At 47.1% G+C, this 15,453-nt stretch carries 10 protein-coding genes and 1 pseudogene; 4 read left to right on the top strand and 7 right to left on the bottom strand.

The window, feature by feature from the left end; all coding sequences use genetic code 11:
* Positions 1-221 precede the first annotated feature (221 nt).
* Positions 222-650 carry an OsmC family protein gene (locus IEY09_RS02905; RefSeq protein ID WP_140907385.1) on the top strand — a complete coding sequence of 143 codons (429 nt, stop codon included), beginning with the start codon at positions 222-224 and terminating at the stop codon, positions 648-650.
* A 93-nt stretch (positions 651-743) separates the two neighbouring features.
* Here the strand turns inward: IEY09_RS02905 and IEY09_RS02900 are convergent, their stop codons facing one another.
* Entirely contained in the window at positions 744-1,364 is a 621-nt protein-coding gene (locus IEY09_RS02900; protein WP_188869764.1) for a TetR/AcrR family transcriptional regulator, read from the bottom strand.
* A gap of 641 nt (positions 1,365-2,005) precedes the next feature.
* Here IEY09_RS02900 and IEY09_RS02895 point away from each other — a divergent pair.
* The 3 genes from IEY09_RS02895 to IEY09_RS02885 all read left to right on the top strand — a co-directional run bounded on the left by IEY09_RS02895 (position 2,006) and on the right by IEY09_RS02885 (position 7,806).
* Positions 2,006-3,244: an efflux RND transporter periplasmic adaptor subunit gene (locus IEY09_RS02895; RefSeq protein WP_188869762.1), complete on the top strand. Its 1,239-nt coding sequence runs from the start codon at positions 2,006-2,008 to the stop codon at positions 3,242-3,244.
* Positions 3,245-3,257: 13 nt separating this feature from the next.
* Positions 3,258-6,401 carry an efflux RND transporter permease subunit gene (locus IEY09_RS02890; protein ID WP_188869760.1) on the top strand — a complete coding sequence of 1,048 codons (3,144 nt, stop codon included), beginning with the start codon at positions 3,258-3,260 and terminating at the stop codon, positions 6,399-6,401.
* Positions 6,402-6,537: 136 nt separating this feature from the next.
* The gene (locus tag IEY09_RS02885; RefSeq protein ID WP_188869758.1) at positions 6,538-7,806 is read left to right on the top strand and encodes an HD-GYP domain-containing protein; all 1,269 of its coding nucleotides are present in this window, start codon (positions 6,538-6,540) and stop codon (positions 7,804-7,806) included.
* Between the two features lie 12 nt (positions 7,807-7,818).
* Here IEY09_RS02885 and IEY09_RS02880 read toward each other — a convergent pair whose 3' ends face one another.
* The 6 genes and pseudogenes from IEY09_RS02880 to IEY09_RS02860 form a co-directional block, all read right to left on the bottom strand.
* Positions 7,819-8,292: a LabA-like NYN domain-containing protein gene (locus IEY09_RS02880; protein WP_188869756.1), complete on the bottom strand. Its 474-nt coding sequence runs from the start codon at positions 8,290-8,292 to the stop codon at positions 7,819-7,821.
* A 153-nt stretch (positions 8,293-8,445) separates the two neighbouring features.
* Positions 8,446-8,517, bottom strand: a pseudogene (locus IEY09_RS20195) (helix-turn-helix domain-containing protein); the annotation flags it as partial.
* Positions 8,518-8,672: 155 nt separating this feature from the next.
* Positions 8,673-11,813, bottom strand: coding sequence for a multidrug efflux RND transporter permease subunit (locus IEY09_RS02875; protein ID WP_055648308.1), 3,141 nt, complete (start codon positions 11,811-11,813; stop codon positions 8,673-8,675).
* Entirely contained in the window at positions 11,813-12,922 is a 1,110-nt protein-coding gene (locus tag IEY09_RS02870) for an efflux RND transporter periplasmic adaptor subunit (RefSeq protein WP_037421088.1), read from the bottom strand. The genes IEY09_RS02875 and IEY09_RS02870 overlap by 1 nt, the downstream gene beginning before the upstream one ends.
* Before the next feature lie 199 nt (positions 12,923-13,121).
* Positions 13,122-13,916, bottom strand: coding sequence for a substrate-binding periplasmic protein (locus IEY09_RS02865; RefSeq protein WP_047534748.1), 795 nt, complete (start codon positions 13,914-13,916; stop codon positions 13,122-13,124).
* A gap of 173 nt (positions 13,917-14,089) precedes the next feature.
* A complete protein-coding gene (locus IEY09_RS02860) occupies positions 14,090-15,244 on the bottom strand; it encodes a metallophosphoesterase (RefSeq protein ID WP_188869754.1) in 1,155 nt (384 codons plus the stop codon).
* Positions 15,245-15,453: the final 209 nt, after the last annotated feature.

Genomic DNA, 15,453 nt, shown 5'->3' with positions numbered 1-15,453 from the left:
AATGCCTTTTTTACTTCGATGGCTTGGATTTTCATTGGTTTGTCTGTGCAGAATAACTGACATGTATCGCGATTTAATTAAAACCTTACACTCTAGATATCTAGGTTAAACCCATACACTGACTTCCTAACCTGACTTTATAAACTGTGATCTTAGCTTGTGACTTTTCATGTTAACATCATTAGAATAATCTGATTGAAATAAAACTAATGGAGTTTGTTATGGCTGAAAAAGTTGTTGAAGTCACCACACATATGGCAAGCGGTTGGAAGGTTACAGCGCAGGTGCGGGAGCATTTACTGGTTATTGATCAACCTAGCGCTACCAATGAAGGAGCTAACCCTTTAGAGACTTTTTTATTCTCGCTTGGTGGCTGCATTTCTGCGATAGCTAAGATGGTTGCGCGTGAACGCAATATTACCATCCATCAGTTTGATGTGCATGTAAGAGCCGTGATGAATTCGGCGGGATTATTAGGCCAACCCTCGGACGATCCTGTTGGATTTAAAGAAATCGCCATCAATGCCAGCATAGACGCCGACTTAACCGATGCAGAAAAGAATGAGTTTTTAGATACTGTGTGTAATCGTTGTCCCGTCCATGACAATCTGCTGCGTCCAAGTCTGGTCACTCATCAAGTCCAGTGTTAACTCGATACTCATCTCGATTTTTTTAGCGTCTTAAAAGCATAAACCCCAGTGTTCACTGGGGTTTATGTCAATAGTCATATGCTAATCGTGCTATCACGGATTATTTTTCGGAAAGTTAGCTAACACTAACTCAGCCACTTTGCGTAATTCATTGGGGCAAATGCCATTGGTGGCTTGCACAGCCATGCCTTGCAGCACTGTGCCAATATATCGAGACAGTAGCAGCGGATCGGCATCCGCGGGAAGATCGCCTTCATCCTTTGCTCGTTGCAGGCGTTCGCATAAAGCCTGTTCACCATCACGACGGCGGGTGATAAGAGTTTCTTTAATCGCTTGTCCTGCTTCGCTACAGGCGAGGGCGCCTTGTACTATCAAGCAACCTTGGGGGTGGCTCTCATCCACTAAGGAGGATGCAGCGCCATAGAGCATAGATTCAACGACTTGATAGGCAGTTTCTTTTTCAAGAGAAGGATAGAAAAACGCACAGGGGCGCTGTTCGTATAACTCGATCGCTTTCAGAAACAGCTGCTCTTTATTACCAAAGGCGGCGTAAAGGCTGGGTTTGTTGATGCCCATGGCCTGAGTGAGATCGGTTAACGATGTACCTTCAAAACCTTTTCGCCAGAAGACTTCCAAGGCTTTGGCCAATGCATCGTCGGCGTCGAAGGCTCGTGGACGACCTACGCAGGGCGTCTGGGTGACGGTTGACATCATTAGGCTCCTCAATTCTCAATTGCCCCTAGGATAGACATGGGTTTAGTTCATGTCCAGCCACTCTTGCCTGCTGTCTGCGGGTTAGGTGAGTAACTCACCAAAATATATCGTCCATTCAAGCCCACATAACACGTTCGCTGTGGCTAGGGCGTATTGACGTTTCAGGGTTATTTTTGCAGCAATTTAGCTGGCTTTTATGCAAGGCAACGTCCGTGCAGTGTAGTTATTCTACATAAACGGACGATAACGCAGCAGAAACGCCAGCCAAATGCTGCCCGAAGGGTTCGTCTGGCAAGCCCTTGCTCTTACTTTCTGTCATAAGAGCCGCTCGTCATTTGAGTAGAATCACTACACATCATTCCTCGTTTCGCGAGCACGTGCTTGCCAGAACGAACAAAATCTAATCTCGAAACGTCAACACGCCCTAATTACCTCAAAGGCTTAACTACAAAGTTTCACGCTGTCACAAAAAATTAAATACTCATCGGTACAAAAATCTGTTGACAGGGTCATTTTACACTATATATTACCGCTCAGTACATAATATTTTTTACCAGTCGGTATTTATTGGTTTTGACCGAGTGCCTATTACTGATGTCTGTCTTAAACGAGATAAATGCCTGCCACATGAGGATTGTAAGATGAAAAGTAACCAACCTTTACGGATATTGATGTTGACTGCCGTGGCGGCTTTTGTCCTTTCGGCCTGTGGTGAACCCGAAGCCCAGCAGGGGCAAGCACCGGGTGCACCTAAGGTCGATGTTGCGCAGGTATTGCATGAGCGCGTTACCGAGTGGGATGAATTTACCGGCCGTTTGCAGGCGCCAGAGAGTGTGACCTTAGTGCCACGCGTGTCAGGCTATATCGCGTCGGTAAACTTTAAAGAAGGCGCCTTAGTGAAAAAAGGCGATGTGCTATTTCGTATCGATGCAAGTGTGTTTGAAGCGGAAGTGGCCCGGTTAAAAGCAGATCTTGCTAGCGCGCTCTCTGCTGAGCAACTGGCCACTAACGACTTAGAACGTGCCCGCAAACTCTTTGCCCAAAAGGCAGTATCGGCAGAATTACTCGATACCCGCGAGTCTAACAAACGCCAAACCACGGCGGCCGTGGCCTCTGTGAAAGCGGCGCTGCTGCGCGCCGAGTTGGACTTAGATTACACCCAAGTGCGCGCGCCGATTGATGGCCGAGCCTCCTACGCCAATGTCACTGCGGGTAACTATGTGTCTGCGGGGCAGAGTGTGTTAACCAGCTTAGTGTCGACCGCCAGCATGTATGCCTACTTCGATGTGGATGAGCAAACCTATCTGAAATACGTCAAGTTAACTGCCGAGAAAAAGCGTAAAGACCCTCGTGCCGGCGACAATCCCGTGTATATGGCGCTGGCTAACGAACGCGAATATCAACACATAGGTCTAGTGGACTTTGTCGATAACTCGATGGACAGACAGACGGGCACTATTCGAGTACGTGCCACGTTTAGCAATGAAGACAACAGCTTGCTCCCTGGTCTGTTCGCCAGATTACGTACCGCAGGTAGTGGCGCCTACGACGGCATCTTAATTGACGATAAAGCCGTAGGCACGGATCTGAACAACAAGTTCGTCTTAGTGGTGGCAAACGATGGCACCGTGGAGTATCGCGGTGTCACCCTAGGTGAAAAAGTTCAAGGTTTACGCATTGTTAAGCAAGGTTTAGCGGCAGACGACAAAATCGTCGTCAATGGTATGCAAAGGGTTCGTCCTAAGATGCAAATTGAGCCACACCTGGTTGATATGGCCGACAGCGAACAGCTAGAGGCGCTTCGTCAAGCTCAATTACTGCTTGATAAACATCAAGAAAATATCACCACTCCAGACGTTGAAGTAGCGAGCCGCGGTTAAGGAATCCAACAGAATGTTGTCGCAGTTTTTTATTAAAAGACCGATATTTGCAGCCGTTCTCTCGCTGCTGTTTTTTATCACAGGGGCGATTGCCGTCTGGCAATTACCCATTACCGAATACCCTGAAGTGGTGCCACCAACGGTCGTGGTCACCGCCAATTACCCTGGCGCTAACCCTAAAGTCATCGCCGAAACGGTTGCCTCGCCCTTAGAGCAGGAAATTAACGGCGTCGAAGACATGCTGTATATGTCATCGCAGGCGACGTCCGATGGACGCATGACCTTGACCATCACCTTTGCGATTGGCACCGATGTGGACAGAGCGCAAACCCAAGTACAGAGCCGGGTAGACCGTGCTATGCCGCGTTTGCCGCAGGAGGTTCAACGCCTCGGGATTGTGACAGAAAAATCATCGCCAGACTTAACCATGGTGGTGCATTTACTGTCGCCAGATAACCGTTATGACATGCTGTATTTGTCTAACTACGCGGCGCTCAACGTAAAAGATGAGTTAGCACGCATCAAAGGCGTGGGCGCGGTGCGTTTATTCGGTGCGGGCGAATATAGTCTGCGGATCTGGCTTGACCCGAATAAAGTCTCGGCGCTTGGCATGTCGCCAACTGAAATTATCGCCGCCGTACGTGAGCAAAATCAGCAAGCGGCAGCGGGCAGTTTAGGGGCGCAGCCTAGCGGTAATGCCGACTTCCAACTCTTGATTAACGTTAAGGGGCGTCTGACTGAACTGTCAGAATTCGAAGATATTATCATCAAGGTTGGTCAAAACGGTGAGGTGATCCGTCTTAAGGATGTGGCGCGTGTCGAACTCGGTGCAACTAGTTATGCGCTGCGTTCATTGCTGGATAACAAGGATGCGGTAGCGATCCCAGTGTTCCAAGCATCAGGCTCGAATGCGATTCAAATCTCCGACGATGTGCGCGCCGAAATGGCAAGACTGGCGAAGTCATTCCCCGAAGGGCTGCAATACGAGATTGTGTACGATCCAACTGTGTTTGTGCGTGGCTCGATTGAAGCTGTGATCAAAACCTTACTTGAAGCCGTGCTCTTAGTGGTGTTAGTGGTGGTGCTGTTCCTACAGACTTGGCGCGCTTCGATTATTCCACTGGTGGCCGTGCCTGTGTCTTTGGTGGGAACCTTCGCCTTTATGCACTTGATGGGCTTCTCGCTTAATGCGCTGTCGCTGTTCGGTCTGGTGCTGGCCATCGGGATTGTGGTCGACGATGCCATTGTGGTGGTAGAAAACGTGGAGCGAAATATCGCTTCGGGTTTAAGCCCAATTGCCGCAACGCAAAAGGCGATGAAGGAAGTGACTGGGCCTATTGTGGCAACCACTTTAGTGTTGGCCGCGGTGTTTATTCCTACCGCCTTTATGAGCGGATTAACGGGGCAGTTTTATAAGCAGTTTGCGCTGACTATCACTATCTCTACCTTTATCTCGGCCATTAACTCGCTCACCTTGAGCCCTGCGTTATCGGCGTTGTTACTCAAGAGCCATAATGCGCCAAAGGATGGTTTAACTCGTCTAATGGACAAGTTGTTCGGTGCTTGGTTGTTCACGCCTTTTAACCGTTTATTCAACCGTGCATCAGAGGGTTATGGCTATCTAGTACGTAAGGTGATCCGTTTTGGCGGCATTATCGGACTGGTGTATCTGGGCATGGTTGCGCTTACGGGCGTGCAATTTGTGAATACTCCAACGGGCTATGTACCCGGCCAAGATAAACAGTATTTAGTGGCATTTGCCCAATTACCGGATGCGGCCTCACTCGAGCGTACCGATGCGGTGATCAAGAAAATGTCCGACATTGCCTTAAATCACCCCGGTGTGGCGCACTCTATTGCCTTCCCCGGTCTGAGTATCAACGGTTTTACCAATAGTCCTAACTCGGGCGTCGTGTTTGTTGCCCTAGATGATTTTGAGTTACGTAAGCGTCCTGAGCTGTCGGCGAATGCGATTGCCGGGCAATTAAATCAGCAATTTGCTGGTATTCAGGATGCGTTTATTGCCATCTTCCCGCCGCCACCTGTGCAAGGCCTCGGCACTATTGGAGGGTTCCGTCTGCAAATTCAAGACAGAGCCAACCTTGGTTATGAGGCCTTGTATCAGGTGACCCAACAAGTAATGTACAAGGCGTGGGCCGATCCACAATTAGCGGGGATTTTCTCTAGCTATCAAGTGAACGTGCCACAACTTGAACTGGATATCGATCGGACTAAAGCGAAACAGCAGGCAGTGTCGCTCGATCAAATTTTCCAGACATTACAAACCTATATGGGCTCGACCTATGTCAACGACTTCAATCGTTTCGGTCGAACCTATCAGGTGAATATGCAGGCCGACGAAGCATTCCGTCAAAGCCCGCAGCAGATTAGTCAGCTAAAAGTGCCTAATGTGAATGGCGATATGATCCCACTCGGCTCCTTTATCAATGTGAGTCAGAGCGCAGGTCCCGATCGTGTAATGCACTATAACGGTTTCACCACGGCTGAGATTAACGGTGGCCCTGCACCCGGTGTGAGTTCGGGCCAAGCGCAGGCAGCGATTGAGAAAATCCTCGCCGAGACTTTGCCGATAGGCATGACCTACGAGTGGACTGAGCTGACCTATCAGCAGATCCTCGCCGGTAACACAGGCTTGTTAGTGTTCCCTCTGGTGATCCTGCTGGTGTTTATGGTGCTGGCTGCGCAGTACGAGAGTTTGAGTTTACCATTGGCGATTATCTTAATTATCCCAATGACCTTACTCTCAGCGCTCAGTGGCGTGCTTATCTATGGCGGTGATAATAATATTTTCACTCAGATTGGTCTTATCGTCCTCGTGGGCTTAGCGACCAAGAACGCGATTCTGATTGTCGAATTTGCCAAGGAAAAACAAGACCATGGTATGGAAGTCATGGAGTCAATTCTCGAGGCGGCCCGCTTACGCTTACGCCCCATCTTGATGACCTCTATTGCCTTTATCATGGGAGTGGTACCCATGGTGTTTTCAACGGGCGCGGGGGCTGAAATGCGTCAGGCCATGGGGGTTGCGGTATTTGCCGGCATGATAGGGGTGACACTGTTTGGTTTGATCCTGACACCATTGTTTTACTATGCCTTAGCAAAACGCGCCCGTCATAGTACAGCATCAGAGGTCTAACTTAGCTGTGTCATAAGTTCTATTTTATATCGATAAAAAAGGCCTGAAATTTCAGGCCTTTTTTGTATTTTGCAGCTAATTATCAAGGTATTGACTATATTTTAGTGAGGGACAAATAATTTATTAGGAAAATTCAATGAATGCCTTTCAGCCCCATGACTTCAAAGTCAATATTGATGTAAGGCATGCTTTATTAGCCGTTGCGACGGCATTGGATTTTGTTGGGGTGGACGATTTGCACCACGGTCATCGGGTTGGTTATATGGCTTACGAATGTGCGAATGTGCTCGGTTGGCCCGATGAAAAAAAGCAGTTCGCCTATTTTGCCGGACTTATTCATGATTGCGGCGTTTCTTCCTCCGAAGAGCACTTACGTCTGCTCAAATTAATGCAGCCAGAAGATGCGCAGTGCCATAGTCAACGTGGCTATGAGGCATTGCTTAAATGCCCGATTTTAGATGTTTTTGCGCCTGTCGTTCTTTACCACCACACACCTTGGCTTGAGTTGCAATCCCATGAGCTTTCCGTATTTGACCGTGATATTGCAGCACTGATTTTCTTAGCGGATCGTACCGACTTTTTAAGAGCCAGATATACGCATGGTTGTCATGAGGAGCTGATTACATTGCATGAAAGTATGGTCGCAGAGAATTTATTGGCCCATAGTGGAACCTTATTTGAAGCAGAAATGGTCAATGCAATGTGTCAACTGGTCAAAAAGGATGGCTTTTGGTACAACATGGATGCAACTCATATTGAGTTATTAGGTCTGGAGTTCAAAGCTAATCACTTTTACGACAAAGAATTAGATATTGAGGGGGTGAAGCAGTTAGCGCGATTTTTAGCTCGAATAGTTGATGCTAAGAGTCCCTTTACATTTCACCATTCAGAAAAAGTCGCACTGTTAGCAAAATTAGTGGCAAAGGACTGCGGTGTATCAGATACCGATGCTGAATTATTGTACGTTGCGGGATTGTTACATGATGTCGGTAAGCTCAAAACGCCTGACCTATTGCTGCATAAAGAAGGCAAATTAACAAAGGAAGAGTATTCGATTGTCAAACGTCATACTGTTGATACAGAGCATACTTTACATCGTTTTTTCCCTAAGTCTGTAATAGGCGAATGGGCCTCAAATCACCATGAACGTCTCGATGGTTCAGGCTATCCCTTCAGTAAGCAGCAGGGACAATTAGATTTACCTTCGCGTATTCTTGCTGTGGTCGATGTTTTTCAGGCGTTGACTCAAAAGCGACCCTATCGAGGCTCTTTATCGCTATCAGAGATTGGCGACATTATGCAGCCCATGGTCGATAAAGGGCAGTTAGATGCAGGTGTTTACAGTATTTTGTTGGCAGATATAGATAATTTTTATCAATTATCAACCCAAGAATTTTCAGCTTAATATTCATTGTTGTTAGAGCAGTAAGGCATCATCAATCGGATTAAACTGTGTTGCTGCATCCATCAGTGATTTTGCTGTCAGTTGGGGGACGCCATAGACTTCTGTCTTAACGTCATATTTTTGCGTTATTTTCTCAAGCAAGATTGCAAAATCACCATCGCCAGAAAGCAGTATTACGGTATCCACATTGGGAGCGGTATCGAGTACATCAATTGTGATCCCCACATCCCAATCTCCCTTTGCTGATCCGTCACTGCGCTGGATAAAGGGCTTAAGTTTTAACTCAAAGCCGATATGTCTCAAAGCATCTTGAAACTTAAGCTGGCCATCATCACCTCGATGAATGGCATAGGCGACAGCACTGACAATATTTCCTTGCGCACTCAAGTGTTGCCAGAGTTGACGATAGTTAAACTGGCGCTGATAGGCCTCACGGCAGGTGTAATAAATGTTTTGCACATCGACAAAGAGGGCGATTCTTTTCAAGGGATAAGTTATGGCTATCAGTTGGAAGACTCTGCGCACTATAGCACAGCAAGGTAGCTAATGGCGCGAGCAGGCAAAAACAGCAATGGATCTAATCGGGAATGGCCGAGTTTAGCTTTGCTTAACGGATTTTTAGTTAGGTTAATGGATTGATTATTTAAAGTATTGCGCCGGTGTTGTGCCGGTATGTTGTTTAAAAAAGCTGATAAAGGCGCTGTCACTGTTATGCGTCGGACTTGATTTTGCAGATCATGTAGGTTGAATAAAACATAGAAGGAACTCATCTGAAACCTAAATGAAAAAGCCAAGGGACAGCTCCCTTGGCTTTTATGATTTAAGCAAACGCATTATTTCGCGCCTGTTTACATCATGGCGATAAATTAGGCTTTTGCCGTTTGTTCCTGCTGTTTCGCTGCCTCTTGTGCCGCTAACTCTTGTGCTTTAATGGCCGCTTCGAGTTTTGCTTCAACATAACCCGGTGAATGGGTCGCGGCCGAGATTAAACGGTACATTGCCGGGATGACAAACAGGGTGACAAAGGTCGCAAAGGCCATGCCGAAAAACACCACAGTCCCCACCGCAATCCGGCTCTCAGAGCCTGCGCCCGTTGAGAAAATCAGCGGTATCGCGCCGACTAAGGTGGTGAAGGCCGTCATCAAAATCGGGCGTAAACGGCGGGTTGAGGCATCGATAATGGCTTTATCTAAGGCTAAACCTCGGTCACGCAGTTGGTTGGCAAACTCGACAATTAAGATCCCGTTTTTGGTCACCATGCCAATCAACATAATCATGCCGATCTGGCTATAGATGTTAATACCTTGGCTGGTCACTAACAGGCCGAGGAAACCTCCAAATACTCCCATTGGCACGGTAAACATCACCACTAGGGGGTTGATAAAACTCTCAAATTGCGCAGCGAGTACCAAGTAAGCTACTAGTAGCGCTAAACCGAATACAATAAAAATACTACTTTGGTTTTCTTTAAAGTCTTTTGATTCACCGGTATAGCCAATGGAAATATCCTTGGGTAATAACTCTATGGACTTGTTTTCCAAGAACGTTAAGGCCTCGCCTAAGGTGTAACCTTTACTGATGTTGGCCTTAAGGGTGATGGATTTTTGTTTATTGGTATGGCTCAATCTTTGCGCTGAGGCCACTTCTTCGATATGGGTGACCGTATCGAGCGTGACTAATTCGCCCTTGGCTGAACGCATATAGATTTGGCTTAAATCGCCGACGTTGTTAAAACTGTTTTCATCACCGCGCAGATACACATCGTACTCTTCGCCGCGATCCACATAGGTGGTTTCTTTACGACCGCCGAGCATCACTTCTAAGGTTTGTGAGACGTCATCGACGCTGATCCCAAGTTCTGCTGCGCGCTCTTTATCAACGCTGACAATCAGTTCTGGTGTGGTTTCGGCGTAATCCAGATCCGCGCCTTCCATCATCGGGCTGGCATTGGCTTGCTCTTTTAACACCTGTGCCCATTTAAAGAGTTCCGCATAATCAGAGCCACCCAGTACAAATTGTACTGGCTCACTCGATTGCCCCCTAAAACCTGGCATCATAGGGCGAACCATCACATCGGGAATATCTTTCAATGCTTTACTTATAATCCCTAGCGCCTGTTGCGCCGTGACATTGCGATGTTCCCAATCCTCTAGCTGCATGATCACATAGCCAGTTTGATCGCCAGCACGACCACCAAAGGCAGGAGCTTGCACACTGAAAGAACGCAATACACCTTGGCCAAGGAGTGGCATTAATCTGTCTTCGACGATATCCATGTTCGCCGTCATACGGTTATAGCTAGTGCCCTCGGCGCCTTTCACAAAGGCGTAGAGTACACCGCGGTCTTCCTGCGGCGCTAATTGCGAGGGGACTTGCTGCATTAACCATGCACTACCGCCAATACAGGCGAGAATGACCAGTGGTGCCAGTAATCTAAAGCGGATCGCATGGGTTACACCCACACGGTAAACCCTTTCCATGCGCGCAAAACCACTATCCACAATGCGATTGAAACGGTTAGGTTTTACATTGGCTTTGAGTAATTTGCTACTCAATACTGGCGTTAGCGTGAGGGCAATGAGGGATGAGAACAGTACAGACACTGCCAGCATCACGGAAAACTCGGTAAAGAGTAAACCGACCATGCCATCCATAAATGAAATCGGCAGGAACACCATGACTAACACCGCGGTGGTTGCCACGACCGCAAAGCCGACTTCCCGTGTGCCTTTGTAAGCCGCAAGCAGCGGCTCTTCGCCTTTTTCGATATGGTGGAAAATGTTTTCGACCACCACAATCGCATCGTCGACCACGAGACCAATGGCGAGGATTAATGCCATTAATGTCAGTAGGTTAATTGAATAACCTAGCATGTTGGCGGCAATAAAGGCGGAGATTAATGATACTGGAACCGTTACCGCGGGGATAAGGGTTGCCCTTGCTTGACCGATAAAGATATACAGCACTAACACCACGAGGGCGCCAGTGACATAGAGGGTGTTGTAGACCTCGTTGATTGAGCGGTCAATAAAGACGGTGGAGTCAAAGTCGACTACAAGACTGGTGCCATCGGGTAAAAAGTCTTGAATTTTATCGACTTCTTTATGGACTTCCTGAGCGACTACTAATGGGTTTGCATCGGATTGAGTGATCACCCCTAAGCTTAGGTTAACAATACCATCACTTTTAAAGGTGGAGTTTTCATTCTGTGCGCCCACGGCAACATCGGCCACATCTTTTAAATAGATAGGTGTCCCGTCGCTGGCGGTGCGTACGACTAAATAGTCAAAATCCTTTGGGGTGTAATAGAGCCTTTTGGTACGCACCGACATCACTGTGGTATCGTTACGCACTTGGCCGCCAGGGGTTTCGATGTTCTCTTTACGTAGGGCGCTGGTAATATCGGTGACGGTGACGTTGCGCCCCGCCATTTGCTCGGGTCTGAGCTTGACATACATGACCTTATAAAGACCACCCGAAATGCTGATGGAACTCACGCCGCTGATCAGACTGAATCTGTCTTCTAAAACCCGCTGGGCATAATCGGTCAGCTGGGTTCTGTCCATCACGGTTGAACTTAAGTTCACATACACGGAGGGTTCGCCTGAGCCATTGTCCTTCGATACTACAGGATCGTTAGCGTCTTCCGGCAGACGGCGCTGGGCGCGGGCCACGGCATCACGCACATCACTCACCCCTTCGGTTAAGTTCCAACCGAGGAGGAATTTGACCGTGATCCGCGAGCTACCATTACGAGTGGTAGAGGTGATTTCATCGATACCGCTGATCCCCGTGAGTTCATCCTCAAGGGTCTTGGTGATTTGACTTTCCATAATCGCTGCCGATGCACCGGAATAACTGGTGCTGACTGTCACCACTGGGCTTTCAACATCGGGCATTTCCCGCACTGAAAGTTTAGTAAAGGACACTAAGCCAAACACGCATAGCAGTAAGCTTAAAACAATTGCAACGACGGGGCGTTTAACTGAGACATCGGACAGCCACATTATTTCGTCTCCGCAGTGTTGACGTCTGACTTGGCTGGGCGGTTATTACTATTCTTAGCTTCAAGAGCGACTTCATTGATTTTTAAGCCATCGCGCATATTCACAAGCCCTTGAACCACCACTTTATCGCCAATTTTAAGGCCGCTATCGATAAGCACTTGGTCGCCAACACGGGCACCCAAAATCACTTCGGTGCGATGGGCGATATGATCCTCACCAACCACATACACATAGCGTTTAGTGCCTGAATATTCTAGGGCTTGCACTGGCACTATGGGGGCTGAAATCGGTGGGAAGGTGATGGTTGATGACATCATCATGCCAGGTTTTAAGCGATTATCGCTATTTTCAAATTGTACGCGGATCTTCAGGTTTAAGGTTTCTTCATTCACGCGGGGATCGATGGCGACCACTTTGCCGATAAAGGTTTGTCCTGGCCAAGCTCGGCTGGTGGCCGATACTGGCATGCCAATGCTAAGTTGTGACAGAAAATGTTCAGGCACTTGTAAGTCCAGTCGCATGCTGGATAAATCATCTAAGGTCATTAACTCTGTGCCAATACTTACCATCTTACCTTCGCTAAAGTTAATCAGCCCGGTTTTACCGGCAAAAGGTGCAATAAGGGAATGATAATGTAAATCCGCCTGCGCAGAGGCTAAGCGTGCTCTGGCAATATCGACACTGGCTTTTTGAGCATCGATTTCGGTTTGAGTGATGGCATTGCGGCTGATAAGTTTTTCAAACTCTCTGAGCTTGCGGGTTTCATCATTTAAAAAGGCATTAGCTTCAGCCACCGCAGCTTGAGCTTTCATATCATCGAGTTCGATTAGCAACTGGCCTTTTTTCACTGTTTGATTCGAAGTCACGGCAATTTGTTTAATTTTGCCGGTGACTTGCGGCGCGATCACCACTGCGCGCTCAGCGGCCAGTTTACCAATCAGTGAAATAGATTGAGCCAGTGGATGTTCAACCACTTCCCCTGTGACAACCGGCACGGTACGCATAAGCTGGGGGGCACTTTCGGGTTTGGCAGCCTGCAATACATCACTAAAGCTCACAGCGGCGGCAACCGCCGCAACTAAGGCAATGGCTATTATGGTTTTTTTCATTGGAATAATTATCTCGCACAAAGACGGTTAACAGGCGTTAGCACTAATGGCGCTATTCTAGTGAATAACCGTCATCAGGTGGGTAAAAGTTTGTAAAGTTAAGCACTCGAAAGTGAAAGAAATTGTGTTTTGTGTCGAGATACCCCATGGCAATCTCATTCGCCCCATTCGAAGTGCATACGATAGCTGAGTTATTCTGCTAAGGATGTGCTTGTGTTCGTATTTTTTCTATCGGATCTACGGCTGATTGAATTTGCGGATACTGGCTTAAAATTGCCTCAAGACGACCATCTTGGCCCATGCTTTCAAGGCCTTTGTTAAATTCGTCGATCAAGGTGGACTGATCTGTTATCGCCAAAGAGACGCCCAGATGGAATACCTCAGTGGCGATGGGGTCTCCTACCTGCTCGAAAGTATCGGCATATTCACTTTGATTTTGCTTGATTAAATATTGAGCAAGATTGTGGCCGATTAACACTAAGTCAATGCGTTTTAGAAACAATTTCTTAAGATTCATTTCGTCGGAATTACCTTCCTCTGTCGTGAGTCCTGTGGCGGCTATTTCGGGTGGATTGGCGTAACCGCGGCCAATGCCGATGGTAAAGGGCTTAAGTTCGCTTAATTGACTAAAACGTAACGGGTTATCTTTACGTTTGTAGAAGACAATCTGTACGGCTTGTATCGGTGCAGAATAATGCGCCCATTGCTCACGTTCTTTGCGGTACCAAAGTCCAATAATACCATCGGCTTGGCCGGTTTTTACCAGTAATGCTGCTCGCGCAAAGGGATAAAACTTAACACTGGCATTGTAGCCTTGGCGTTTAAAGGCCTCTTTAACGACTTGGGCAACGCCACCTTGCTCGGGTAACGAATCGGCATAAAAGGGCGGATAATTGGTCGCAACTAAGTTTAAATCTCGTCCTGCAAAACTGCGGGAAGGCAATCCTAGCAACAGCAATACAAGGCTTAAATTTATCAGCAGTTTGAAGTCCATACGCATCCCTAACGTTAAAGCGTTATTTGCTGAGTATAGGGGGTGTTAAGCCGATGAGTTGAATTTTGTATAGAGAGGTAAGTTATCGCTTACTCGATATGGAGTCGACTCGTTATCCTTTTATTGAATAATAAAAAGGGCTTATGGATTAAACCTATAAGCCCTGAATCGATTTAAAGTGCTACTTGCTCACCCTTATATAGCCCGCGGGTGAGTTTATTGTCGTCTATCAGTAATAATTCTCCTGACTGACCATCCTTAATACTACTATCTATTGCAATGATTTTATTATGGTAAAGTCCAAGTACTCGTTCCTGTGAAGTGTGGCCGACGATAATATGATCAACCTTAAAGTAGTTTAGGATTCGGTCGATTTCGGGTTCAGCGAGTGCATCTTTAAAGTAGCCACGGTACCAAGTGGGGCCATTAGTGAAAAACAGGAAATTCAACAGATCGTTTTGTTTTAAATCTTCTTTTTTATCGTCTAAATGTTGACGGAATAACTGATTAGCATCGCTGATATTGAGTTTACGCTCGACCCATTCAGGGCTTATTCCTCCGTGCATAAACAGCAGATTATTGATTTTCACCAGCGTGTTTTTACTGCGAAGCCAACGGCCGATTTCGGTGTCTTTATTGTAGAGCGCATCATAGCTGCGATTGAGTAATCCCGCCGAGGTTTGATAGCGCTCATTCACATAACGTAAGTCGCCGCGAAACACCATTTGCTCGTGGTTGCCCATAAGTAAATGTAATCGACCACCGGCGGCTTGGGCTTGCTTATCTAACTCATATAAAAACCACAGAACTTCGTTAACTTGGTGACCACGGTCGAACATATCTCCCGTCATGACCATATGGCCGTCACCAAAGGCCCAGTGATTATTTTCATCGATAATCTGATGGGCTTTCAGCAGGTTAATCATCACATCGAATTGCCCATGCACATCGCTTAAGGCCACTATCTTGCCTGCATGAGTGTAGGTATCAGCTTCAACTTTGGGAGCATCGGTATGGCGTTTGGGCTGTGGCAAGTTGCCACAATCATTTGGGCGAGCCAATTGATTGTTTGCGATAGGGGTTTGTTTTAACTGACTCTGGCAGATCCAGTAGGCGGTATTTTGGTTACCTTGGTCGAGGAAAACATAAGGACCATCGGTCACGGATGATGGCGTAAGTTCAGTGCTAAATGCGCCAACAGAAAATAAACTTAGCAAAGTAAACAGTGTAGCCTGAGCCGAAGTCAGTCTCTTCTTCAATGTGAGCGAAGATATATTCTGTGGTTGAGGTGTCGAGTGACCTAAACCATGGCGGAAGAGCGCGTGCATTCAAAGCTCCTGAGTTATTAAACGTGGTTGGTTAGCATAATGTTAATAACTTGGTAGGGCAAGGGATCCTATGTTGGGATATTTTCATGGTGAGAATGCTTTATCTCTATGTTTGTTGTTCAGCCTGTTTTGTTTTGGCAAGTTAAATTAATGGTATAGCATTTTTTATATTTTTGGGGCAGGTGTTCTCCTTTATTTCCTATAACGTT

The sequence above is a fragment of the Shewanella xiamenensis genome, from assembly GCF_014647135.1.
Lineage (GTDB): Bacteria > Pseudomonadota > Gammaproteobacteria > Enterobacterales > Shewanellaceae > Shewanella > Shewanella xiamenensis.
This window is presented reverse-complemented; position numbering and strand designations above follow the sequence as displayed.

Coding starts and splice junctions, on each gene's coding strand:
- IEY09_RS02875 (WP_055648308.1), bottom strand. CDS start 11,813: ATGTGGCTGTCCGATGTCTCAGTTAAACGCCCCGTCGTTGCAATTGTT.
- IEY09_RS02860 (WP_188869754.1), bottom strand. CDS start 15,244: ATGCACGCGCTCTTCCGCCATGGTTTAGGTCACTCGACACCTCAACCA.
- IEY09_RS02870 (WP_037421088.1), bottom strand. CDS start 12,922: ATGAAAAAAACCATAATAGCCATTGCCTTAGTTGCGGCGGTTGCCGCC.
- IEY09_RS02865 (WP_047534748.1), bottom strand. CDS start 13,916: ATGGACTTCAAACTGCTGATAAATTTAAGCCTTGTATTGCTGTTGCTA.
- IEY09_RS02885 (WP_188869758.1), top strand. CDS start 6,538: ATGAATGCCTTTCAGCCCCATGACTTCAAAGTCAATATTGATGTAAGG.
- IEY09_RS02890 (WP_188869760.1), top strand. CDS start 3,258: ATGTTGTCGCAGTTTTTTATTAAAAGACCGATATTTGCAGCCGTTCTC.
- IEY09_RS02905 (WP_140907385.1), top strand. CDS start 222: ATGGCTGAAAAAGTTGTTGAAGTCACCACACATATGGCAAGCGGTTGG.
- IEY09_RS02900 (WP_188869764.1), bottom strand. CDS start 1,364: ATGATGTCAACCGTCACCCAGACGCCCTGCGTAGGTCGTCCACGAGCC.
- IEY09_RS02895 (WP_188869762.1), top strand. CDS start 2,006: ATGAAAAGTAACCAACCTTTACGGATATTGATGTTGACTGCCGTGGCG.